Raw genomic sequence first — 19791 nt, 5'->3', positions numbered from 1 at the left:
AAATTAGAATGCCTCGTAAAGGACCTGTAGCAAAAAGAGATGTATTACCAGATCCAATTTATAATTCTAAACTTGTAAGTCGTCTAATTAACAAGATGATGGTAGATGGTAAGAGAGGTAAATCTCAAGCTATTTTATATAATGCTTTTGATTTAGTACAACAACGTTCTGGTAAAGAAGCAATGGAAGTTTTTGAACAAGCAATCAAAAACATCATGCCAGTACTTGAAGTAAGAGCACGTCGTGTTGGGGGTGCTAACTATCAAGTACCAGTTGAAGTTCGCCCTGACCGTCGTACTACTCTTGGTTTACGTTGGTTAGTTAACTATGCTCGTCTTCGTGGAGAAAAAACGATGGAAGAGCGTCTAGCTAACGAAATCTTAGATGCAGCTAACAATACTGGAGCTGCTGTTAAGAAACGTGAAGACACACATAAAATGGCAGAAGCTAACAAAGCGTTTGCTCACTACCGTTGGTAGAATAAAAATAAATGGCTCTGTTAAAATAGTAATATGCTTTTAGCAGAGCTTTTTCCAAAAAAATACTTAATCAATGGAAGGAGAAAGACCCAATGGCAAGAGAGTTCTCCTTAAACAACACTCGTAACATCGGTATCATGGCACATATTGATGCTGGTAAAACCACTACTACTGAACGTGTCCTTTACTACACTGGTCGTATTCATAAGATTGGTGAAACACATGAAGGTGCTTCTCAGATGGACTGGATGGAACAAGAGCAAGAGCGCGGAATTACAATTACATCTGCAGCAACAACTGCACAATGGAAAGGTCACCGCGTTAACATCATTGATACACCAGGACACGTAGACTTCACAGTTGAAGTTGAACGTTCTTTACGTGTACTTGATGGTGCTGTAGCTGTTCTTGACGCACAATCAGGGGTTGAACCACAAACTGAAACAGTTTGGCGTCAAGCTACAACTTACGGTGTTCCACGTGTTGTTTTCGTAAACAAAATGGACAAAATCGGTGCTGATTTCCTATACTCTGTAGGAACTATTCACGATCGTTTACAAGCAAATGCACACCCAATCCAATTACCAATTGGTGCTGAAGATCAATTCGAAGGAATTATTGATCTAGTTGAAATGAAAGCTACTTACTACGGAAATGACCTTGGTACAGATATTCAAGAGATTGAAATTCCTGAGGAATATATGGCTCAAGCTGAAGAGTACCGTGAAAAGCTAGTAGAAGCAGTAGCTGAATTAGATGAAGCACTTATGGAAAAATACCTTGGTGGCGAAGAAATCACTAATGAAGAATTAAAAGCTGGTATTCGTCAAGGTACATGTAATGTTGAATTCTATCCAGTTATCTGTGGATCTGCATTTAAAAACAAAGGTGTACAAAAGATGCTTGATGCAGTAATTGATTATCTTCCATCTCCATTAGATGTTGAAGCTATTAAAGGTCATTTACCTGATTCTGAAGAAGAAGTTACACGTCCTTCTGATGATGACGCTCCATTTGCGGCATTAGCATTTAAAGTTATGACTGACCCATATGTAGGGAAACTAACATTCTTCCGTGTGTACTCTGGTACATTAAGCTCTGGATCATATGTTCAAAACTCTACTAAAGGTAAGCGTGAACGTGTAGGACGTATCCTGCAAATGCATGCTAACAGTCGTGAAGAAATTTCAGTTGTTCACTCAGGGGATATTGCAGCAGCTGTAGGTTTAAAAGATACTACAACTGGTGATACTCTATGTGACGATAAATCACCTGTAATCTTAGAATCAATGAATTTCCCAGAGCCAGTTATCCAATTATCTGTTGAGCCTAAGTCTAAGGCTGACCAAGATAAAATGACTACTGCGCTTCAAAAGCTTCAAGAAGAAGATCCTACTTTCCGCGCACATACTGACCAAGAAACTGGTCAAACAATCATCGCTGGAATGGGTGAACTTCACCTTGATATCATCGTTGACCGTATGAGACGCGAATTTAAGGTAGAAGCTAACGTAGGTGCGCCACAGGTTGCTTACCGTGAAACATTCCGTGATTCTGCTAAAGTTGAAGGGAAATTTGCGCGTCAATCAGGTGGTCGTGGACAATTCGGTCACGTTTGGATCGAATTCGCACCAAACGAAGAAGGTAAAGGTTTTGAATTCGAAAATGCGATTGTTGGTGGGGTAGTACCTCGTGAATACATTCCTGCTGTTCAAGCTGGTCTAGAAGATTCACTTGATAGAGGTGTACTTGCTGGATATCCATTAGTAGATATTAAAGCTAAGTTATATGATGGGTCTTACCATGATGTTGACTCTAGTGAAATGGCGTTTAAAATTGCCGCTTCAATGGCACTTAAGAACGCTGCATCAAAATGTAAACCTGTAATCTTAGAGCCAATGATGAGAGTAGAAGTTGTTGTACCTGAAGAATACATGGGTGATATCATGGGACAAATTACTGCTCGTCGTGGACGTGTTGAAGGTATGGAAGCTCGTGGAAACGCGCAAGTAGTACGTTCAATGGTTCCTCTTTCTGAAATGTTTGGTTATGCAACTTCTTTACGTTCAAACACTCAAGGTCGCGGAGTATTCACAATGCACTTTGATCACTATGAAGAAGTTCCAAAATCAGTTGCAGAAGAAATTATCAAAAAAAATAAAGGTGAATAATTGATTTTCTCACTTTTATCAAGTATAACTACTTATGTAAGCTATGAAAGTGGAACAGTAGATTTCACTTTCAAAGCATTTCATACTTAATTACTAAAATAATAATAGGTTTAATACTTAAGGAGGATTTTATAATGGGTAAAGAAAAATTTGACCGTTCCAAGCCGCATGCTAACATCGGTACTATTGGACACGTTGACCATGGTAAAACAACTTTAACTGCAGCTATCACTTCAGTTCTTGCTAGACGTTCTGGTAAAGGTACTGCAATGGCATATGATCAAATCGATGGTGCACCTGAAGAGCGTGAGCGTGGTATCACAATCTCAACAGCACACGTTGAGTACGAAACTGACACACGTCACTATGCACACGTTGACTGCCCAGGACATGCTGACTATGTTAAGAACATGATCACTGGTGCTGCTCAAATGGATGGTGGGATCCTAGTTGTTTCTGCAGCTGATGGCCCAATGCCACAAACTCGTGAGCACATCCTTCTTTCACGTCAAGTAGGTGTTCCATACCTAGTTGTATTCTTAAACAAATGTGATATGGTAGATGACGAAGAGTTACTTGAGTTAGTAGAAATGGAAGTTCGTGACTTACTGACTGACTATGAATTCCCTGGTGACGATGTACCTGTAATCAAAGGTTCTGCTCTTAAAGCTCTTGAAGGAGATGCTGAGTGGGAAGAGAAAGTTGTTGAATTAATGGCAGCTGTTGATGAGTACATCCCAACTCCACAACGTGATGTTGAAAAGCCATTCATGATGCCAGTTGAGGACGTATTCTCAATCACTGGTCGTGGTACGGTTGCTACAGGTCGTGTTGAGCGTGGACAAATTAAAGTTGGTGACGTAATTGAGATTGTTGGTTTAACTGAAGAGCCAAAATCAACTACTGTTACTGGTGTTGAAATGTTCCGTAAACTTCTTGACTTTGCTCAAGCTGGAGACAACATTGGTGCACTTCTTCGTGGAGTAGCTCGTGAAGATATCCAACGTGGTCAAGTACTTGCTAAACCAGGTACAATTAACCCACACACAAAGTTCAAAGCTGAAGTTTATGTTTTATCAAAAGAAGAAGGTGGACGTCACACTCCATTCTTCACAAACTACCGTCCACAGTTCTACTTCCGTACAACTGATGTAACTGGTATTTGTAATCTTCCAGAAGGCGTAGAAATGGTTATGCCTGGAGACAACATCGAAATGACAGTTGAGCTTATCGCTCCAGTTGCGATCGAAGAAGGAACTAAGTTCTCTATTCGTGAAGGTGGACGTACAGTAGGCGCTGGCGTTGTTGCTACAATCCAAGAGTAATTTCTACTCTTAACTTATAAAAACCAGATGGGCTTTTGCTCATCTGGTTTTTTCTTGTGCTTATTTATATTATAGAGTTTAAGACTAAGAAAATTTTATATATTATGAGGTTTGAAGGACATTATCAGGGAGAAGTAGAAGTTTTGTCTTTCATGAGGTTAATGAAAGACAAAATGGAGAAAAGATCAGGTAAAATGTCCTTCATAAGGTTGATGAAAGACAAAATGGGGAAGAGACAGGTAAAATGTCCTTCATAAGGTGATGAAAGACAAAATGGAGAAGAAAACAAATAAAATGTGCTTTATAAGGTTGATGAAAGACAAAATAGCGAAGAGTTAGAAGAAAAAGTCTTACATGAGGTTGAAGAAGGACATAATGGTTTAAAGTAAACTATTACTCAAAACGTTCTATATATATAGAAGAAACTAGAATAACAAGACATATCTAATAATATAGTTGCCTTCCATTATATAACTTAAAAATAAATCTCTCACAGAGTTGAAATGTACCTAATACATATGTATAATAGGAAAAGTGCGAAAAACATGCATAATATAAACATTTGTGTTGCAATTGTGTTTTGTTTTTTATATAATAGACAATGTTGGTCTTTGACTGCGATGAAGTGAAAGGTTGCTGACACACCCGGCCGCTTTGCCATGGCGAGTGTGAGGAAATTTTCACGGAGAAGGTCTATTTTAAAAAAGTAGGCGATAAAGGAGGGAAAATAATGGCAAAACAAAAAATTCGTATTCGTTTAAAAGCATATGATCATAGAATTCTTGATCAATCTGCTGAGAAGATCGTTGAAACAGCGAAGCGTTCTGGAGCTGCAGTATCAGGTCCAATTCCACTTCCGACTGAAAAGTCAATTTACACGATCCTTCGTGCTGTACACAAATACAAAGACTCTCGCGAGCAATTTGAAATGCGTACACACAAGCGCTTAATCGATATTGTTAATCCAACACCACAAACTGTTGATGCATTAATGAGATTAGATTTACCATCAGGCGTAGATATCGAAATCAAATTATAATAAATAAATTTTAAATTACTATAGGAGGTGTGACTAATGACCAAAGGAATCTTAGGAAGAAAAGTAGGTATGACGCAAGTGTTCGTTGGAAATGGCGAGCTAGTTCCAGTAACTGTTATCGAAGCTTCTCCAAACGTAGTACTTCAAAAGAAATCATCTGAAACAGATGGTTACGAAGCAGTACAAGTTGGATTTGAAGATCTTAGAGACAAACTTGCTAACAAGCCATTAAAAGGACATGTAGCAAAAGCTAATACTGCACCTAAGCGCTTCGTACGTGAATTACGTGGAGTAAGCTTAGATGAGTATGAAGTTGGTCAGGAAGTCAAAGTTGATATCTTCACAGAAGGAGATATCGTAGATGTAACAGGAATATCAAAAGGTAAAGGTTTTCAAGGTTCAATCAAGCGCCACGGACAATCTCGCGGACCAATGTCACATGGTTCACGTTACCACCGTCGCCCTGGTTCAATGGGACCTGTAGCACCTAACCGTGTATTCAAAAACAAATTACTACCTGGACGTATGGGTGGAGAACGTACTACAGTTCAAAACTTACAAATCGTTAAGGTTGACACTGAACGTAACCTTTTATTAGTAAAAGGAAATGTACCAGGTGCTAGAAAATCTCTAATCACAGTGAAAACTGCTGTTAAAGCGAAGTAATACAATAGGAAAGGAGGAATAAGCCAATGCCTAAAGTAGCATTGTATAGCCAAACCGGTTCTACAGTTGGAGAAATCGAACTGAATGATTCCGTTTTTGGTATCGAACCAAATCAGCACGTATTATTTGATGCTGTTGTTATGCAAAGAGCATCCTTACGTCAAGGAACTCATAAAACAAAAATTCGTTCAGAAGTAGCTGGCGGAGGACGTAAACCTTGGCGTCAAAAAGGGACAGGTCGTGCACGTCAAGGATCTATCCGTTCACCACAATGGCGTGGTGGTGGTACCGTATTCGGACCTACACCTAGAAGCTATAGCTATAAATTACCTAAAAAAGTACGCCGTTTAGCAATCAAATCAGCTTTATCAACAAAGGTTATCGAAAACAACATCCTAGTATTGGAGAATTTAGAATTAAATACTCCAAAAACAAAAGAAATGGTTTCGATTTTAACTGGATTAAACATCGAGCGTAAAGCACTAATCGTAACTGCTGATACAAATGAAGCTGTTGCGTTATCTGCACGTAATATCCAAGGAGTAACGGTTGTTGCTGCTGATGGAATTAACGTTCTTGATGTATTAAATCACGATAAGTTAGTGATTACTAAAGGTGCGGTGGAAAAAGTAGAGGAGGTGCTTGCATAATGAAAGATCCTCGTGATATTATTAAGCGCCCCGTTATTACAGAACGTACTACAGACTTAATGGCTGAAAAGAAATACACTTTTGATGTAGATGTTAAAGCTAATAAGACTGAAGTAAAAGACGCTATCGAACAAATCTTCGGAGTTAAGGTTGAGCAAGTCAACGTTATGAACTACAAAGGTAAATTCAAGCGTATGGGACGTCATAGCGGATATACAAACCGTCGTAGAAAAGCAATTGTTAAATTAACTGCTGATAGTAAAGAAATAGAATTCTTTGAAGTTTAAGTTTTATAGTGAAGGAGGGAAATAGACATGGCGATTAAAAAGTATAAACCAACCTCTAATGGTCGTCGTGGTATGACAGTTTCTGATTTTGCTGAAATCACAACTGACACACCAGAAAAATCATTACTTGCGCCGTTACATCGCAAAGGTGGGCGTAACAACCAAGGTAAATTAACTGTACGTCACCAAGGTGGCGGACATAAGCGTCAATACCGTGTTATCGATTTTAAGCGTGACAAAGATGGTATACCAGGACGCGTTGCTACAATTGAGTATGATCCAAACCGTTCTGCTAATATTGCATTAATTAACTATGTTGATGGAGAAAAGCGATATATCTTAGCTCCTAAAAATCTTCAAGTGGGCTTAGAAGTTATGTCAGGTCCTGAAGCAGACATTAAAGTAGGTAATACATTACCATTAGCAAACATCCCAGTAGGTACTGTTATTCATAATATCGAACTTAAGCCAGGTAAGGGTGGACAATTAGTCCGTTCAGCAGGTACTTCTGCTCAAGTACTTGGTAAAGAAGGTAAATATGTATTAGTACGTCTAAACTCTGGTGAAGTTCGAATGATTCTTGCAACATGTCGTGCGACAGTTGGTCAAGTTGGAAACGAACAACACGAACTAATTAACATTGGTAAAGCTGGACGTTCTCGTTGGTTAGGTATTCGCCCGACTGTACGTGGATCTGTAATGAACCCTAACGATCACCCACACGGTGGTGGTGAAGGTAAAGCTCCAATCGGACGTAAATCACCAATGTCACCTTGGGGTAAACCAACTCTTGGTGCTAAGACTCGTAAAAAGAAAAGTAAGTCAGACAAATTTATCGTTCGTCGACGTAAAAAATAACGGGGTTGTACTACGGTTCCATAGAACCGTAGATCAATCACGAAGGGAGGTTCATTTATGGGTCGCAGTCTGAAAAAAGGACCTTTTGTAGATGATCATTTAATGAAGAAAGTTGAGACTTTGAATGGAACAGAGAAAAAACAAGTTGTAAAAACTTGGTCTCGTCGTTCAACAATTTTTCCACAATTCATTGGTCACACAATTGCAGTTTATGATGGTCGTAAGCATGTTCCAGTATATGTTACTGAAGATATGGTAGGTCACAAATTAGGTGAGTTCGCACCATCACGTACTTATAAAGGTCACGCAAATGACGATAAGAAAACAAGACGTTAATGAGAGGAGGCTTAACTATGCAAGCTAAAGCTGTCGTTAGAACAGTACGTATTGCTCCTCGTAAAGCCCGTTTGGTAGTTGATTTAATTCGAGGTAAGCAAGTAGGTGAAGCTGTTGCAATTCTTAAACATACACCAAAAGCAGCATCTCCTATTGTTGAGAAGCTTTTAAACTCTGCAATCGCAAATGCTGAACATAATTATGAAATGGATGCTAATAGCTTAGTTGTTACACAAGTATTCGTTGATGAAGGTCCAACACTAAAACGTTTCCGTCCACGTGCAATGGGACGCGCAAGCGCGATTAATAAACGCACTAGTCACATTACTATCGTGCTATCTGAAAAGAAGGAGGGATAAGCAGTGGGTCAAAAAGTCAATCCAATCGGTTTGCGTATCGGAATTATCCGTGATTGGGATTCTAAGTGGTACGCAGGAAAAGATTATGCAGATTTATTACATGAAGACCTTAAAATTCGTGAGTATATCTCGAAACGTTTAAGTGATGCTTCTGTATCAAAAGTTGAAATTGAACGTGCTGCTAACCGTGTTAACATCACTGTTCACACAGCTAAACCAGGTATGGTAATCGGTAAAGGCGGTACTGAAGTTGAAGCACTTCGTAAAGCACTTAACCAATTAACTGGGAAACGCATTCACATCAATATTTTAGAAATTAAAAGAGCTGATTTAGACGCTATTCTTGTAGCTGAAAATATTGCACGTCAATTAGAGAACCGTGTATCTTTCCGTCGTGCTCAAAAACAAGCGATCCAACGTACTATGCGTTCTGGTGCTCAAGGGATCAAGACAATGACTTCTGGTCGTCTTGGTGGAGCTGATATCGCTCGTGCTGAACACTACAGTGAAGGAACTGTTCCACTTCATACTCTTCGTGCTGATATCGATTATGGCACAGCTGAAGCTGATACTACGTACGGTAAAATCGGAGTTAAAGTATGGATTTATCGTGGAGAGGTTCTTCCTACTAAGAAGAAAAAAGAGGAAGGAGGAAATTAATTATGTTATTGCCAAAACGCGTTAAATATCGCAGAGAACACCGCGGAAAAATGCGTGGTCGTGCAAAGGGTGGTACTGAGGTACATTTTGGTGAATTTGGTATCCAAGCTCTTGAAGCTTCATGGATTACAAACCGTCAAATCGAAGCTGCTCGTATTGCAATGACTCGTTACATGAAACGTGGCGGTAAAGTTTGGATTAAAATCTTCCCTTCTAAGCCGTTTACTGCAAAACCTCTAGAAGTACGTATGGGATCTGGTAAAGGAGCACCTGAAGGTTGGGTAGCTGTTGTAAAACCAGGTAAAGTATTGTTCGAAATTTCAGGTGTATCTGAAGAAGTTGCACGTGAAGCATTACGTTTAGCGTCTCACAAATTACCTATCAAAACTAAGTTTGTAAAACGCGAAGAAATTGGTGGTGAATCAAATGAAAGCTAATGAAATCAAAGACTTAACCACTGCAGAAATCGAACAAAAAGTAAAATCACTAAAAGAAGAATTATTTAACCTACGCTTTCAATTAGCTACTGGCCAGCTTGAAAACACTGCACGTATCCGTGAAGTTCGTAAAGCTATCGCTCGTATGAAGACAGTAGTTCGTGAAAGAGAGATCAGCCGATAGAATTGATAACCTGAGAGGAGGTTTGCTAAGTGAGTGAACGCAACCAACGCAAAGTCTACACAGGACGTGTGGTTTCTGACAAGATGGATAAAACAGTAACCGTACTTGTAGAGACCTATAAGAAACATTCTCTTTACGGGAAGCGCGTAAAGTATTCAAAGAAATTAAAAGCACACGATGAAAACAATACAGTTAAAGCTGGTGACATCGTAAAAATTATGGAGACTCGCCCATTATCTGCAACTAAACGCTTCCGTGTTTTAGAAGTTGTAGAAAAAGCGGTTATTATATAATTAAGGTTCGGATCAATCACAAATCCGAAGGGAGGTTTCATGAATGATTCAACAAGAATCTCGTTTGAAGGTTGCTGACAACTCTGGTGCTCGTGAAGTACTAACTATTAAAGTACTAGGTGGTTCAGGCCGTAAAACTGCTAATATTGGTGACGTAATCGTTTGTACAGTGAAACAAGCAACACCAGGAGGCGTTGTTAAAAAAGGTGATGTTGTTAAAGCCGTAATCGTACGTACGAAACGCGGTGTTCGTCGTAATGACGGAACATACATTAAATTTGATGAAAATGCTTGCGTTATTATCCGTGATGATAAGGGCCCACGTGGAACTCGTATCTTTGGACCAGTTGCTCGTGAACTACGCGATAATAATTTTATGAAAATTGTTTCTTTAGCTCCAGAAGTACTATAATTGAAATTTGATTTACCTTTTAAGGAGGTGCGAAATCGATGCATGTTAAAAAGGGTGACAAGGTACAAGTGATCTCAGGTAAAGACAAAGGAAAACAAGGTGTTATTCTTGAAGCTTTCCCAAAGAAAGATCGTGTACTAGTTGAAGGCGTAAATATTGTTAAAAAACACTCAAAACCGTCTCAAGATAATCCCCAAGGTGGTATTATCACGAAAGAGGCAGCAATTCATGTGTCAAACGTTATGCCATTAGATCCGAAATCTGGTGAACCGACTAGAGTTGGATACGGAGTGGTTGATGGTAAAAAGGTACGTGTTGCAAAAAAATCAGGTGAAACTCTAGATAAATAGTATAGAAGAAAGGAGGTACTTTAGATGAACCGCCTAAAAGAAAAATATCAAACAGAAATTACTCCTGCTCTAATGAGCAAGTTTAACTATACTTCAGTAATGCAGGCTCCTAAGCTTGATAAAATCGTAATTAATATGGGTGTTGGTGATGCTGTTGCTAACTCTAAAGCATTAGACAATGCTGTTGAGGAATTAGCTGCTATCACAGGACAAAAGCCTGTAGTAACTCGTGCTAAAAAATCAATCGCAGGTTTCCGCTTACGTGAAGGTATGCCAATCGGTGCAAAGGTTACATTACGTGGAGAGCGTATGTACGAATTCTTCGATAAATTAATTGCAGTTTCATTACCACGTGTACGTGACTTCCGTGGGATTTCTAAGAAATCTTTTGATGGTCGCGGTAACTACACTCTTGGTGTTAAAGAGCAATTAATTTTCCCTGAAATTGATTACGATAAAGTAAGTAAAGTTCGTGGTATGGATATCGTTATCGTAACTACTGCAAATACTGACGAGGAAGCTCGTGAGCTATTAACAGGGTTCGGAATGCCGTTCCAAAAATAAAGGAGGCGAAATCGTGGCTAAAAAATCTATGATTGCGAAACAAAAGCGCCAACAAAAATTTAAAGTGCAAGAGTATACACGTTGTGAGCGTTGTGGTCGTCCTCACTCTGTACTTCGCAAATTTAAATTATGCCGTATTTGTTTCCGTGAATTAGCGTACAAGGGTCAAATCCCTGGTGTAAAGAAAGCAAGTTGGTAATCCACATATATGGGAAGGAGGTAAATATACAATGGTATTGACAGATCCAATTGCAGATATGCTTACTCGCATCCGTAATGCGAATATGGTACGTCACGAAAAACTTGAAATCCCTGCTTCAAAAATCAAGAAAGATATTGCTGATATTTTAAAGCGTGAAGGTTTCGTGCGTGATGTTGAATTTATCGAAGATAACAAACAAGGTATTATCCGTATCTTCTTGAAGTACGGTTCAAATAATGAGCGTGTTATTACTGGTCTTAAGCGTATTAGTAAGCCTGGTCTTCGTGTTTATGCGAAAGCTGACGAAGTTCCACGCGTATTAAACGGTCTAGGGATCGCATTAGTATCAACTTCTCAAGGTGTTTTAACTGACAAAGAAGCTCGTCAAAAACAAGCTGGTGGAGAAGTATTAGCTTACGTTTGGTAATATTTTTTAAATGAATGGAGGTGTACTATATGTCACGTATTGGTAAGAAACCAATCGAAATTCCTGCTGGAGTTACTATTACTCTAAATGGCACTGAAGTTACTGTAAAAGGACCTAAAGGTGAATTAACACGTAATTTCCACTCAGATATCAAAATTAATGTTGAGGAAAACGTAATTAACGTTGTCCGCCCAACTGATAATAAAGAACATCGTGCACTTCATGGCACAACTCGTAGTATTCTTGCTAACATGATTGAAGGTGTTTCAAAAGGTTTTGAAAGAGGATTAGAATTAATCGGGGTAGGTTACCGTGCTTCTAAATCTGGAAACAAGCTTGTACTGAATGTTGGTTACTCTCATCCAGTAGAAATGACACCTGAAACTGGCGTTGAAGTCGAAGTACCATCAAATACTAAAGTTATTGTTAAAGGTATTGATAAAGAACGTGTTGGCGCATTAGCTGCTAACATTCGTGATGTACGTCCACCTGAGCCTTATAAAGGAAAAGGTATTCGCTATGAAGGCGAAAAAGTACGTCGTAAAGAAGGTAAAACTGCGAAGTAATAGCCTTCTAGCTTAAAGAAAGGAGTGACGTAAATGATTACGAAAAAGGATAAAAATGCAGTTCGTAAGAAAAGACATGGCCGTGTTCGTGCTAAACTATCAGGAACTGCTGCTCGCCCTCGTCTAAATGTGTTCCGTTCAAATCAACACATTTATGCTCAAGTGATCGATGATACGAATTCTGTAACTCTTGTAAGTGCATCTACTTTAGATAAAGAACTTAACCTTGAATCTGCAGGAAACGTTGATGCTGCTCAAAAGGTTGGAGAACTTGTAGCAAAACGTGCGATCGAAAAGGGTGTAAAAACTGTAGTATTTGACCGCGGAGGATATTTATATCATGGTCGTGTAAAAGCTTTAGCTGATGCTGCTCGTGAAGCTGGATTAGAATTTTAATAGTAAAAGGAGGGACATGAGATGCGTATTGATCCAAACAAATTAGAACTTGAAGAACGCGTTGTTACCGTTAACCGTGTAGCTAAAGTTGTTAAAGGTGGACGTCGTTTCCGCTTTGCTGCTCTAGTTGTAGTCGGTGATAAAAACGGTCATGTAGGTTTTGGAACTGGTAAAGCACAAGAAGTTCCGGATGCTATCCGTAAAGCAATCGAAGATGCAAAGAAAAACCTTATTGAAGTTCCTATGGTAGGAACAACTATTCCTCACCAAGTAATCGGACAATTTGGTGCAGGAAATATCTTACTGAAGCCTGCTTCAGAAGGTACTGGAGTAATCGCAGGTGGACCTGTACGTGCGGTGCTTGAATTAGCTGGTGTTGCAGATATCCTATCTAAATCTTTAGGAACTAACACTCCAATTAACATGGTTCGTGCTACATTAGAAGGACTTAAACAATTAAAGCGTGCTGAAGATGTTGCAAAGTTACGTGGTAAATCAGTAGAAGAACTGTTAGGATAAGGAGGGAAAGACATGTCAAAACAATTAGCAATTACCCTCACTCGCAGTGTCATTGGACGCCCTGAAGACCAACGTGTAACTGTTCGTACACTAGGATTAAAAAAGATGCATCAAACTGTTGTTCATGATGATAATGCTGCGATCCGCGGTATGATTAATAAAGTTGCTCATCTTGTTACGGTTAAAGAACAATAAAGAGATTTTCTTCTTAAATAAGGAGGTGCCCAAATGAAACTACATGAATTGAAACCAACGGAAGGTTCTCGAAAAGAACGCAACCGTGTAGGACGTGGAACTGGTTCTGGTAATGGTAAAACAGCTGGAAGAGGACATAAAGGTCAAAACGCACGTTCTGGCGGAGGTGTTCGTCCAGGTTTTGAAGGTGGTCAAACACCATTATTCCAACGTTTGCCTAAGCGTGGATTCACAAACATTAACCGTAAGGACTTTGCTATTGTGAATCTTGAAACTCTTAACCGCTTTGATAACGGTACTGAAGTTACTCCAGAATTATTACTTGAAACTGGTGTAGTAAGTAACGTTAAAGCTGGTGTAAAAGTTCTTGGAAATGGAACTCTTGAAAAAAAACTTACTGTTAGAGCTCACAAATTCTCCTCTACTGCTAAAGATGCTATTGAAGCGGCTGGCGGAACAGTTGAGGTGATCTAATGTTTCAGACAATCTCCAATTTTATGCGCGTTGGTGATATAAGAAACAAGATTATATTCACCTTACTCATGTTAGTTGTATTTAGAATTGGTACGTTTATCCCAGTTCCTAATGTAAATGCTGAAGTATTAAGGTTGAATGATGAACTAAATGTATTTGGTATCTTAAATACATTTGGGGGCGGTGCTTTAAGCAATTTCTCTATACTTGCTATGGGGATTATGCCTTATATCACGGCTTCAATTATCATACAGTTATTACAGATGGACGTTGTTCCTAAGTTTACTGAATGGTCGAAGCAAGGTGAAGTTGGCCGTCGTAAATTAGCCCAGTTTACTCGTTATGGTACAATTGGATTAGGATTCATACAAGCGCTTGGAATGTCATATGGTTTTAATAGTATGGCAGGAGGCATGTTGATTGAAAATCCAGGAATTCCTACTTACCTACTGATTGCTGTTGTACTTACTGCTGGTACTGCTTTCTTAATGTGGTTAGGTGAACTAATTACATCAAAGGGTGTAGGAAATGGTATTTCAATTATTATCTTTGCCGGAATTGCTGCAGGAATTCCTACTACTGTGAACCAAATCTATGCTCAGCAGTTTGAGGATGTTGGTGATCAATTATTTTTACGTATTGTTACAGTATTACTTATTGTCCTTGCTGTAATAGCAATTGTTGTTGGAGTTATCTTCGTACAACAAGCATTACGTAAAATACCAATTCAATATGCAAAGAGATTAGTTGCGAACAGCCCTGTCGGTGGTCATTCCACACATTTACCTCTTAAAGTAAATGCTGCAGGTGTTATTCCAGTAATCTTTGCAGTATCATTTATAATAACACCACCAACTATTGCATCCTTTTTTGGTCAAAATGATGTGACAATGTGGATACAAAGAACATTTGATTACACACAGCCTGTTGGTATGATCCTGTATGTTGCACTTATTGTTGCCTTCACTTACTTCTATACATTTGTTCAGGTTAATCCAGAACAAATGGCAGAAAACTTGAAGAAACAAGGTGGTTATATACCTGGTATACGACCAGGAAGAAATACACAAGAATATGTAACAAAAATTCTTTATCGTCTTACCTTCGTAGGAGCTATTTTCCTATCAGCGATTTCAATTCTTCCTGTTATCTTTATAAAGATTGCTGACCTGCCTCAATCTGCCCAGATTGGTGGAACAAGTTTGTTAATCGTTGTTGGTGTTGCGTTAGAGACAATGAAACAGCTTGAAAGTCAGTTAGTTAAGCGTCACTATAAAGGATTTATTAAATAGAATCTGGGAAGTTTCTTTCCCAGGTCTTAAAATAGGGGACTGAGGGGAGTCATATGATGAATTTAGTTTTAATGGGTCTACCTGGTGCTGGTAAAGGTACTCAGGCAGAGCGTATTGTAGAAGATTATCAAATCCCTCATATCTCAACAGGAGATATGTTCAGAGCTGCAATGAAGGAAGAAACAGAATTAGGGTTAAAAGCAAAATCCTTTATGGATAAAGGCGAACTTGTTCCTGATGAAGTGACGATCGGGATTGTACGTGAGAGACTAAGTAAGGATGATTGTCTAAAAGGCTTTCTTCTTGATGGATTTCCACGAACAGTTCCTCAAGCTGATGCACTCGAACAAATCCTTTCTGATTTGAATCGTAAAATAGATTATGTTATTAATATCTATGTTGATCAAGATATCTTGATGGAAAGATTGACAGGTCGACGCATTTGTAAAAGTTGTGGGGCAACATACCATCTTGTATTTAATCCACCAGCTGATTCTGGTGTATGTGATAAGTGTGGTGGAGAGCTTTACCAACGTGCAGATGATAACGAGGAGACAGTTGGAACTCGTCTTGAAGTAAACTTAAAGCAATCCCAGCCTCTATTAAGCTTTTATGAAGATAAGGGATATCTACGTAATATTAATGGTCAACAAGAAATTGGCAAAGTTTATGAGGATATTGAGCAATTACTTGGGGGATTAAATAGATGATTATTTGCAAGACTCCGCGTGAGATCGAAATCATGCGTGAAGCTGGTAAAATTGTAGCTTTAACCCACCAAGAATTAGTCAATCATATAACTCCAGGAATCACTACTTTAGAATTGGATGCCATTGCAGAAAAAACCATACGCGGGTTAGGTGCAATTCCATCCTTTAAAGGGTATAATGGTTTTCGCGGGAGTATATGCGCTTCTGTTAATGAAGAATTAGTACATGGAATTCCTGGTGAACGTAAGCTGCAAGATGGTGATATTATAAGTATCGATATCGGTGCATATTTTAATGGCTATCATGGAGATTCTGCTTGGACTTATCCAGTTGGTACTATTTCTCTTGAAAATCAAAAACTTCTTGAGGTAACTGAGGAGTCACTTTTTAAAGGATTACAGGAAGCAAAACCTGGTGAGCGTCTTTCAAATATCTCTCATGCAATTCAAACATTTGTTGAAGCTAACCAATTTTCAGTCGTACGTGAGTATGTAGGGCATGGAGTTGGGCAAGACTTGCATGAAGACCCACAAATTCCGCATTATGGTCCACCAAACAAAGGGCCTCGTTTAAAACCAGGCATGGTACTTGCCATTGAACCTATGGTGAATGCAGGTAGTCGATATGTGAAGACTTTAGCTGATGACTGGACAGTTGTAACAGTTGATAACAAAACATGTGCTCATTTTGAGCATACAATTGCTATCACTGAAACAGGATATGAAATTCTAACAAAAGCCTAAGTGAAGGTGATTATGTATTGAATGATTCTGATTCGAGTCCGCGCATAGGTCAGTTTGTCTTGATTAAACAAGGCAGAGATGTTGGGCAGTTTGCAGTCATTGTAGATATTCTCGATGATCGCTTCGTATTACTTGCAGATGGGGATAAGCGGAAGTTTAAAAATCCTAAAAAGAAGAATGTTAATCACCTTGAATTTTTTGATTTCGTATCTCCGGAAGTTCAGAGCAGTATTAATGAAACTGGTCGTGTGACAAACGGAAAATTGCGCTTTGCATTAACGAAGTTTGTCAATGAACAAGTTACTGATTTGAAGAAGGGAGAACTTTTCGATGGCGAAAGACGATGTAATTGAAATTGAAGGTACTGTCATAGAAACATTACCTAATGCTATGTTTAAAGTAGAATTAGAAAACGGGCATACAGTATTAGCCCATGTATCTGGAAAAATTCGAATGCATTTTATTCGTATTTTACCTGGCGATAAAGTTACGGTTGAATTATCACCTTATGACTTAACGCGTGGTAGAATTACGTATCGATTTAAATAAATTCACTCCGATATATCAAGGAGGTTTAAAAGATGAAAGTGAGACCATCCGTAAAGCCAATCTGCGAAAAATGTAAAGTTATCCGTAGAAAAGGCAAAGTAATGGTTATATGTGAAAACCCAAAACATAAACAAAAACAAGGTTAATATACAAGGAGGTGTACGTTTAAATGGCACGTATTGCTGGTGTAGATATTCCTCGCGATAAACGTATTGTTATTTCTTTAACATACATTTTTGGTATCGGCCGCCCTACAGCGGAAAAAGTACTAGCTGAAGCTGGTGTTTCTGAAGATACTCGCGTTCGTGATTTAACAGAAGAAGAATTAGGAAAAATCCGTGATCTTATTGATCGTCTTAAGGTTGAGGGAGATCTTCGTCGTGAAGTTTCACTTAACATTAAACGTCTAATCGAAATCGGTTCATATCGTGGTCTTCGTCATCGTCGCGGACTACCTGTTCGTGGTCAAAATACGAAAAACAACGCTCGTACACGTAAAGGTCCACGTCGTACTGTAGCTAACAAGAAAAAATAGTAAAGGAGGTACTAGATAATGGCACGTAAAACGAATACTCGTAAACGTCGTGTGAAAAAGAATATTGAAGCTGGTATTGCTCATATCCGTTCAACATTCAATAACACAATTGTAACAATTACAGATGTACACGGTAATGCGATTGCATGGTCAAGTGCTGGTGCGTTAGGTTTCAGAGGTTCTCGTAAATCTACTCCTTTCGCTGCTCAAATGGCTGCTGAAACAGCTGGTAAAGCTTCTCAGGAACATGGTTTAAAAACTCTTGAAGTAACTGTTAAAGGTCCAGGTGCTGGTCGTGAAGCTGCAATCCGTTCACTACAAGCTGCTGGCTTAGAAGTTACAGCTATTAAAGATGTTACTCCTGTCCCACATAACGGATGCCGTCCACCAAAACGTCGCCGTGTTTAATTTTTCTGTATAGATTTTGTATCCATGTCTATAATGGGTTATGATAAACAAAAAATTTATAAGTTCTTACAGAATAATTATTCCAGTTGTTGTGCACATTCGGGAACTTAACTTTGGGGAATTTCGGTTAGATATACAATCGTAATCGTCTAGCCGAGGTTTCGACGTTTTGAAGGAGGGTTTATAAATGATCGAAATTGAAAAACCAAAAATCGAAACGGTTGAAATCAGCGAAGATACCAAATACGGTAAATTCGTGGTCGAGCCACTTGAGCGTGGATATGGTACTACTTTGGGGAATTCCCTACGTCGTATCTTATTATCTTCTCTCCCTGGTGCTGCTGTAACATCTATTCAAATAGATGGTGTACTGCATGAGTTCTCAACAATTGAAGGCGTCGTAGAGGATGTAACATCTATTATTTTAAATGTTAAGAAACTAGCACTTAAAATCTACTCTGATGAAGAGAAGACGCTCGAGATTGATATACAGGGTGAAGGGGCAGTGACTGCAGGAGATATTACTCATGATAGTGATGTGGAAATACTAAATCCTGATCTTCATATTGCAACACTTGCAAAGGATGCACATTTACGCATGAGATTAACTGCAAGACGCGGACGCGGATATACTCCAGCTGATTCTAACAAACGTGAAGATCAACCAATAGGTGTTATTCCTATCGACTCAATCTTTACACCGGTTTCGCGTGTATCATATCAAGTTGAAAATACACGTGTAGGACAAGTATCGAACTTTGATAAGTTGACACTTGATGTCTGGACAGATGGTAGTACTGGTCCGAAAGAAGCTATTGCTCTAGGTTCAAAAATTTTGACTGAGCATTTAAACATTTTTGTTGGTCTGACTGATGAAGCTCAAAATGCAGAGATTATGGTAGAGAAAGAAGAAGACCAAAAAGAAAAGGTTCTGGAGATGACGATCGAAGAACTAGATCTTTCTGTTCGCTCATATAACTGCTTAAAACGAGCTGGCATTAACACAGTTCAAGAACTTGCTCATAAAACAGAAGAAGATATGATGAAGGTACGTAACCTTGGTCGTAAATCTTTAGAAGAAGTTAAAGCTAAATTAGAGGAACTAGGCTTAGGCTTACGCAAAGATGACTGACTAGTTATTTCTTAATAACTAGGCATTTTCTTGCCTAATGATTGTTTCATCTTCCAATTCAAGCTTAACAAAGGAGGGGACATCGAATGGGATATCAAAAACTAGGACGTACAAGTGCTCAACGTAAAGCGTTACTACGTGATTTAACGACTGATTTAATTATCAATGAGCGTATTGAAACTACAGAAGCTCGTGCTAAAGAATTAAAGTCTGTTGTAGAAAAAATGATCACTTTAGGTAAACGTGGGGACTTGCATGCACGTCGTCAAGCTGCAGCATATATCCGTAACGAAGTAGCTAATGAAGAGTCAGGTCAATACGCAATTCAAAAGCTATTTAGTGATATTGCAACTCGCTATGAAGAACGCCAAGGTGGATACACTCGTATCATGAAACTTGGACCTCGTCGTGGGGATGGCGCACCAATGGTTATCATCGAATTAGTTTAATTCAATTTACAAATATTAAGGGCGGGGCAGTTTCTAACTGGATCTATGCCCTTTTTTATTTGCAAAAAAATAGCGCTATACATAACGACTTGTTTTTAAAAGCATAATGTTTCATATATAATTG

Annotated in this window: 34 protein-coding genes; all 34 read left to right on the top strand. The window is 38.8% G+C overall.

The window, feature by feature from the left end; translation table 11 throughout:
- Window positions 1-8 precede the first annotated feature (8 nt).
- The 34 genes from rpsG (at window position 9) to rplQ (ending at window position 19667) form a co-directional block, all read left to right on the top strand.
- Window positions 9-479, top strand: a complete 471-nt coding sequence (gene rpsG / locus BLQ56_RS20500) for a 30S ribosomal protein S7 (RefSeq protein WP_090859039.1) — start codon at window positions 9-11, stop codon at window positions 477-479.
- Window positions 480-571: 92 nt separating this feature from the next.
- On the top strand, window positions 572-2650 hold the full coding sequence (fusA, locus tag BLQ56_RS20495; protein WP_090859036.1) for an elongation factor G: 2079 nt from the start codon (window positions 572-574) through the stop codon (window positions 2648-2650).
- A gap of 134 nt (window positions 2651-2784) precedes the next feature.
- Entirely contained in the window at window positions 2785-3975 is a 1191-nt protein-coding gene (tuf, locus tag BLQ56_RS20490; protein ID WP_090859033.1) for an elongation factor Tu, read from the top strand.
- A gap of 730 nt (window positions 3976-4705) precedes the next feature.
- Window positions 4706-5014, top strand: coding sequence for a 30S ribosomal protein S10 (gene rpsJ / locus BLQ56_RS20475; protein WP_034676072.1), 309 nt, complete (start codon window positions 4706-4708; stop codon window positions 5012-5014).
- Window positions 5015-5050: 36 nt separating this feature from the next.
- The gene (gene rplC, locus BLQ56_RS20470) at window positions 5051-5680 is read left to right on the top strand and encodes a 50S ribosomal protein L3 (protein WP_090859025.1); all 630 of its coding nucleotides are present in this window, start codon (window positions 5051-5053) and stop codon (window positions 5678-5680) included.
- Window positions 5681-5706: 26 nt separating this feature from the next.
- On the top strand, window positions 5707-6330 hold the full coding sequence (gene rplD / locus BLQ56_RS20465) for a 50S ribosomal protein L4 (protein ID WP_090859022.1): 624 nt from the start codon (window positions 5707-5709) through the stop codon (window positions 6328-6330).
- Window positions 6330-6617, top strand: coding sequence for a 50S ribosomal protein L23 (rplW, locus tag BLQ56_RS20460; RefSeq protein ID WP_090859020.1), 288 nt, complete (start codon window positions 6330-6332; stop codon window positions 6615-6617). The genes rplD and rplW overlap by 1 nt, the downstream gene beginning before the upstream one ends.
- 27 nt (window positions 6618-6644) lie before the next feature.
- Window positions 6645-7475: a 50S ribosomal protein L2 gene (gene rplB / locus BLQ56_RS20455; protein ID WP_090859017.1), complete on the top strand. Its 831-nt coding sequence runs from the start codon at window positions 6645-6647 to the stop codon at window positions 7473-7475.
- A gap of 57 nt (window positions 7476-7532) precedes the next feature.
- The gene (gene rpsS, locus BLQ56_RS20450; RefSeq protein WP_090859014.1) at window positions 7533-7811 is read left to right on the top strand and encodes a 30S ribosomal protein S19; all 279 of its coding nucleotides are present in this window, start codon (window positions 7533-7535) and stop codon (window positions 7809-7811) included.
- A 17-nt stretch (window positions 7812-7828) separates the two neighbouring features.
- Window positions 7829-8170: a 50S ribosomal protein L22 gene (rplV, locus tag BLQ56_RS20445; protein WP_090859011.1), complete on the top strand. Its 342-nt coding sequence runs from the start codon at window positions 7829-7831 to the stop codon at window positions 8168-8170.
- 3 nt (window positions 8171-8173) lie between these two features.
- Window positions 8174-8830, top strand: coding sequence for a 30S ribosomal protein S3 (rpsC, locus tag BLQ56_RS20440; RefSeq protein WP_090859008.1), 657 nt, complete (start codon window positions 8174-8176; stop codon window positions 8828-8830).
- Window positions 8831-8832: 2 nt separating this feature from the next.
- A complete protein-coding gene (rplP, locus tag BLQ56_RS20435) occupies window positions 8833-9267 on the top strand; it encodes a 50S ribosomal protein L16 (RefSeq protein WP_090859005.1) in 435 nt (144 codons plus the stop codon).
- The gene (gene rpmC / locus BLQ56_RS20430; protein ID WP_090859002.1) at window positions 9257-9451 is read left to right on the top strand and encodes a 50S ribosomal protein L29; all 195 of its coding nucleotides are present in this window, start codon (window positions 9257-9259) and stop codon (window positions 9449-9451) included. Before rplP ends, rpmC begins: the two co-directional genes overlap by 11 nt.
- 29 nt (window positions 9452-9480) lie before the next feature.
- On the top strand, window positions 9481-9744 hold the full coding sequence (rpsQ, locus tag BLQ56_RS20425) for a 30S ribosomal protein S17 (RefSeq protein WP_090858999.1): 264 nt from the start codon (window positions 9481-9483) through the stop codon (window positions 9742-9744).
- A 43-nt stretch (window positions 9745-9787) separates the two neighbouring features.
- Window positions 9788-10156 carry a 50S ribosomal protein L14 gene (gene rplN / locus BLQ56_RS20420; protein ID WP_090858997.1) on the top strand — a complete coding sequence of 123 codons (369 nt, stop codon included), beginning with the start codon at window positions 9788-9790 and terminating at the stop codon, window positions 10154-10156.
- 38 nt (window positions 10157-10194) lie between these two features.
- Window positions 10195-10506, top strand: a complete 312-nt coding sequence (rplX, locus tag BLQ56_RS20415) for a 50S ribosomal protein L24 (RefSeq protein WP_090858994.1) — start codon at window positions 10195-10197, stop codon at window positions 10504-10506.
- A 24-nt stretch (window positions 10507-10530) separates the two neighbouring features.
- A complete protein-coding gene (gene rplE / locus BLQ56_RS20410; RefSeq protein WP_090858991.1) occupies window positions 10531-11070 on the top strand; it encodes a 50S ribosomal protein L5 in 540 nt (179 codons plus the stop codon).
- 13 nt (window positions 11071-11083) lie between these two features.
- Window positions 11084-11269 (top strand): type Z 30S ribosomal protein S14, encoded by a 186-nt coding sequence (locus BLQ56_RS20405; protein WP_025909738.1) that lies wholly within the window; start codon window positions 11084-11086, stop codon window positions 11267-11269.
- A 31-nt stretch (window positions 11270-11300) separates the two neighbouring features.
- Window positions 11301-11699, top strand: coding sequence for a 30S ribosomal protein S8 (gene rpsH / locus BLQ56_RS20400; protein WP_090858989.1), 399 nt, complete (start codon window positions 11301-11303; stop codon window positions 11697-11699).
- 29 nt (window positions 11700-11728) lie between these two features.
- Window positions 11729-12265, top strand: a complete 537-nt coding sequence (gene rplF / locus BLQ56_RS20395) for a 50S ribosomal protein L6 (RefSeq protein WP_090858986.1) — start codon at window positions 11729-11731, stop codon at window positions 12263-12265.
- A 33-nt stretch (window positions 12266-12298) separates the two neighbouring features.
- Complete coding sequence (gene rplR / locus BLQ56_RS20390) at window positions 12299-12661, top strand: 50S ribosomal protein L18 (protein WP_090858983.1); 363 nt, start codon at window positions 12299-12301, stop codon at window positions 12659-12661.
- A gap of 21 nt (window positions 12662-12682) precedes the next feature.
- Window positions 12683-13180 carry a 30S ribosomal protein S5 gene (gene rpsE / locus BLQ56_RS20385; RefSeq protein WP_090858980.1) on the top strand — a complete coding sequence of 166 codons (498 nt, stop codon included), beginning with the start codon at window positions 12683-12685 and terminating at the stop codon, window positions 13178-13180.
- 12 nt (window positions 13181-13192) lie between these two features.
- On the top strand, window positions 13193-13375 hold the full coding sequence (gene rpmD / locus BLQ56_RS20380) for a 50S ribosomal protein L30 (protein ID WP_090858976.1): 183 nt from the start codon (window positions 13193-13195) through the stop codon (window positions 13373-13375).
- 33 nt (window positions 13376-13408) lie between these two features.
- Entirely contained in the window at window positions 13409-13849 is a 441-nt protein-coding gene (gene rplO, locus BLQ56_RS20375; protein ID WP_090858973.1) for a 50S ribosomal protein L15, read from the top strand.
- Complete coding sequence (secY, locus tag BLQ56_RS20370) at window positions 13849-15141, top strand: preprotein translocase subunit SecY (protein WP_090858970.1); 1293 nt, start codon at window positions 13849-13851, stop codon at window positions 15139-15141. Before rplO ends, secY begins: the two co-directional genes overlap by 1 nt.
- A 56-nt stretch (window positions 15142-15197) precedes the next feature.
- Window positions 15198-15851 (top strand): adenylate kinase, encoded by a 654-nt coding sequence (locus BLQ56_RS20365; protein ID WP_090858967.1) that lies wholly within the window; start codon window positions 15198-15200, stop codon window positions 15849-15851.
- Window positions 15848-16594: a type I methionyl aminopeptidase gene (gene map, locus BLQ56_RS20360; RefSeq protein ID WP_090858964.1), complete on the top strand. Its 747-nt coding sequence runs from the start codon at window positions 15848-15850 to the stop codon at window positions 16592-16594. The genes BLQ56_RS20365 and map overlap by 4 nt, the downstream gene beginning before the upstream one ends.
- Window positions 16595-16611: 17 nt before the next feature.
- On the top strand, window positions 16612-16947 hold the full coding sequence (locus BLQ56_RS20355) for a KOW domain-containing RNA-binding protein (RefSeq protein ID WP_090858961.1): 336 nt from the start codon (window positions 16612-16614) through the stop codon (window positions 16945-16947).
- Window positions 16925-17143, top strand: a complete 219-nt coding sequence (infA, locus tag BLQ56_RS20350) for a translation initiation factor IF-1 (protein WP_009791305.1) — start codon at window positions 16925-16927, stop codon at window positions 17141-17143. The genes BLQ56_RS20355 and infA overlap by 23 nt, the downstream gene beginning before the upstream one ends.
- Before the next feature lie 32 nt (window positions 17144-17175).
- Window positions 17176-17289, top strand: a complete 114-nt coding sequence (rpmJ, locus tag BLQ56_RS20345; RefSeq protein ID WP_003156543.1) for a 50S ribosomal protein L36 — start codon at window positions 17176-17178, stop codon at window positions 17287-17289.
- A gap of 23 nt (window positions 17290-17312) precedes the next feature.
- The gene (gene rpsM, locus BLQ56_RS20340; protein ID WP_090858958.1) at window positions 17313-17678 is read left to right on the top strand and encodes a 30S ribosomal protein S13; all 366 of its coding nucleotides are present in this window, start codon (window positions 17313-17315) and stop codon (window positions 17676-17678) included.
- Between the two features lie 18 nt (window positions 17679-17696).
- Window positions 17697-18086: a 30S ribosomal protein S11 gene (rpsK, locus tag BLQ56_RS20335; RefSeq protein ID WP_090858954.1), complete on the top strand. Its 390-nt coding sequence runs from the start codon at window positions 17697-17699 to the stop codon at window positions 18084-18086.
- A 187-nt stretch (window positions 18087-18273) separates the two neighbouring features.
- The gene (locus tag BLQ56_RS20330; protein WP_090858951.1) at window positions 18274-19218 is read left to right on the top strand and encodes a DNA-directed RNA polymerase subunit alpha; all 945 of its coding nucleotides are present in this window, start codon (window positions 18274-18276) and stop codon (window positions 19216-19218) included.
- A gap of 86 nt (window positions 19219-19304) precedes the next feature.
- Window positions 19305-19667 (top strand): 50S ribosomal protein L17, encoded by a 363-nt coding sequence (gene rplQ / locus BLQ56_RS20325; RefSeq protein WP_090858948.1) that lies wholly within the window; start codon window positions 19305-19307, stop codon window positions 19665-19667.
- The last annotated feature ends 124 nt before the right edge of the window (window positions 19668-19791 follow it).

This window comes from Litchfieldia salsa (assembly GCF_900104555.1).
Classification (GTDB): Bacteria; Bacillota; Bacilli; order Bacillales; family Bacillaceae_L; genus Litchfieldia; species Litchfieldia salsa.
The sequence above is the reverse complement of the archived record's forward strand: the minus strand, read 5'-3'. Positions and strand labels throughout refer to the sequence as shown.

Coding starts and splice junctions, on each gene's coding strand:
- rplX (WP_090858994.1), top strand. CDS start 10,195: ATGCATGTTAAAAAGGGTGACAAGGTACAAGTGATCTCAGGTAAAGAC.
- BLQ56_RS20365 (WP_090858967.1), top strand. CDS start 15,198: ATGAATTTAGTTTTAATGGGTCTACCTGGTGCTGGTAAAGGTACTCAG.
- rpsK (WP_090858954.1), top strand. CDS start 17,697: ATGGCACGTAAAACGAATACTCGTAAACGTCGTGTGAAAAAGAATATT.
- rplF (WP_090858986.1), top strand. CDS start 11,729: ATGTCACGTATTGGTAAGAAACCAATCGAAATTCCTGCTGGAGTTACT.
- rpsG (WP_090859039.1), top strand. CDS start 9: ATGCCTCGTAAAGGACCTGTAGCAAAAAGAGATGTATTACCAGATCCA.
- rpsS (WP_090859014.1), top strand. CDS start 7,533: ATGGGTCGCAGTCTGAAAAAAGGACCTTTTGTAGATGATCATTTAATG.
- rpsH (WP_090858989.1), top strand. CDS start 11,301: ATGGTATTGACAGATCCAATTGCAGATATGCTTACTCGCATCCGTAAT.
- rplD (WP_090859022.1), top strand. CDS start 5,707: ATGCCTAAAGTAGCATTGTATAGCCAAACCGGTTCTACAGTTGGAGAA.
- rplO (WP_090858973.1), top strand. CDS start 13,409: ATGAAACTACATGAATTGAAACCAACGGAAGGTTCTCGAAAAGAACGC.
- rplC (WP_090859025.1), top strand. CDS start 5,051: ATGACCAAAGGAATCTTAGGAAGAAAAGTAGGTATGACGCAAGTGTTC.
- rpsJ (WP_034676072.1), top strand. CDS start 4,706: ATGGCAAAACAAAAAATTCGTATTCGTTTAAAAGCATATGATCATAGA.
- rplQ (WP_090858948.1), top strand. CDS start 19,305: ATGGGATATCAAAAACTAGGACGTACAAGTGCTCAACGTAAAGCGTTA.
- map (WP_090858964.1), top strand. CDS start 15,848: ATGATTATTTGCAAGACTCCGCGTGAGATCGAAATCATGCGTGAAGCT.
- rpsM (WP_090858958.1), top strand. CDS start 17,313: ATGGCACGTATTGCTGGTGTAGATATTCCTCGCGATAAACGTATTGTT.
- rplN (WP_090858997.1), top strand. CDS start 9,788: ATGATTCAACAAGAATCTCGTTTGAAGGTTGCTGACAACTCTGGTGCT.
- secY (WP_090858970.1), top strand. CDS start 13,849: ATGTTTCAGACAATCTCCAATTTTATGCGCGTTGGTGATATAAGAAAC.
- rplV (WP_090859011.1), top strand. CDS start 7,829: ATGCAAGCTAAAGCTGTCGTTAGAACAGTACGTATTGCTCCTCGTAAA.
- rplW (WP_090859020.1), top strand. CDS start 6,330: ATGAAAGATCCTCGTGATATTATTAAGCGCCCCGTTATTACAGAACGT.
- fusA (WP_090859036.1), top strand. CDS start 572: ATGGCAAGAGAGTTCTCCTTAAACAACACTCGTAACATCGGTATCATG.
- rpsE (WP_090858980.1), top strand. CDS start 12,683: ATGCGTATTGATCCAAACAAATTAGAACTTGAAGAACGCGTTGTTACC.
- tuf (WP_090859033.1), top strand. CDS start 2,785: ATGGGTAAAGAAAAATTTGACCGTTCCAAGCCGCATGCTAACATCGGT.
- rplR (WP_090858983.1), top strand. CDS start 12,299: ATGATTACGAAAAAGGATAAAAATGCAGTTCGTAAGAAAAGACATGGC.
- rpmD (WP_090858976.1), top strand. CDS start 13,193: ATGTCAAAACAATTAGCAATTACCCTCACTCGCAGTGTCATTGGACGC.
- rplP (WP_090859005.1), top strand. CDS start 8,833: ATGTTATTGCCAAAACGCGTTAAATATCGCAGAGAACACCGCGGAAAA.
- rplB (WP_090859017.1), top strand. CDS start 6,645: ATGGCGATTAAAAAGTATAAACCAACCTCTAATGGTCGTCGTGGTATG.
- infA (WP_009791305.1), top strand. CDS start 16,925: ATGGCGAAAGACGATGTAATTGAAATTGAAGGTACTGTCATAGAAACA.
- BLQ56_RS20330 (WP_090858951.1), top strand. CDS start 18,274: ATGATCGAAATTGAAAAACCAAAAATCGAAACGGTTGAAATCAGCGAA.
- rpmC (WP_090859002.1), top strand. CDS start 9,257: ATGAAAGCTAATGAAATCAAAGACTTAACCACTGCAGAAATCGAACAA.
- rpmJ (WP_003156543.1), top strand. CDS start 17,176: ATGAAAGTGAGACCATCCGTAAAGCCAATCTGCGAAAAATGTAAAGTT.
- rplE (WP_090858991.1), top strand. CDS start 10,531: ATGAACCGCCTAAAAGAAAAATATCAAACAGAAATTACTCCTGCTCTA.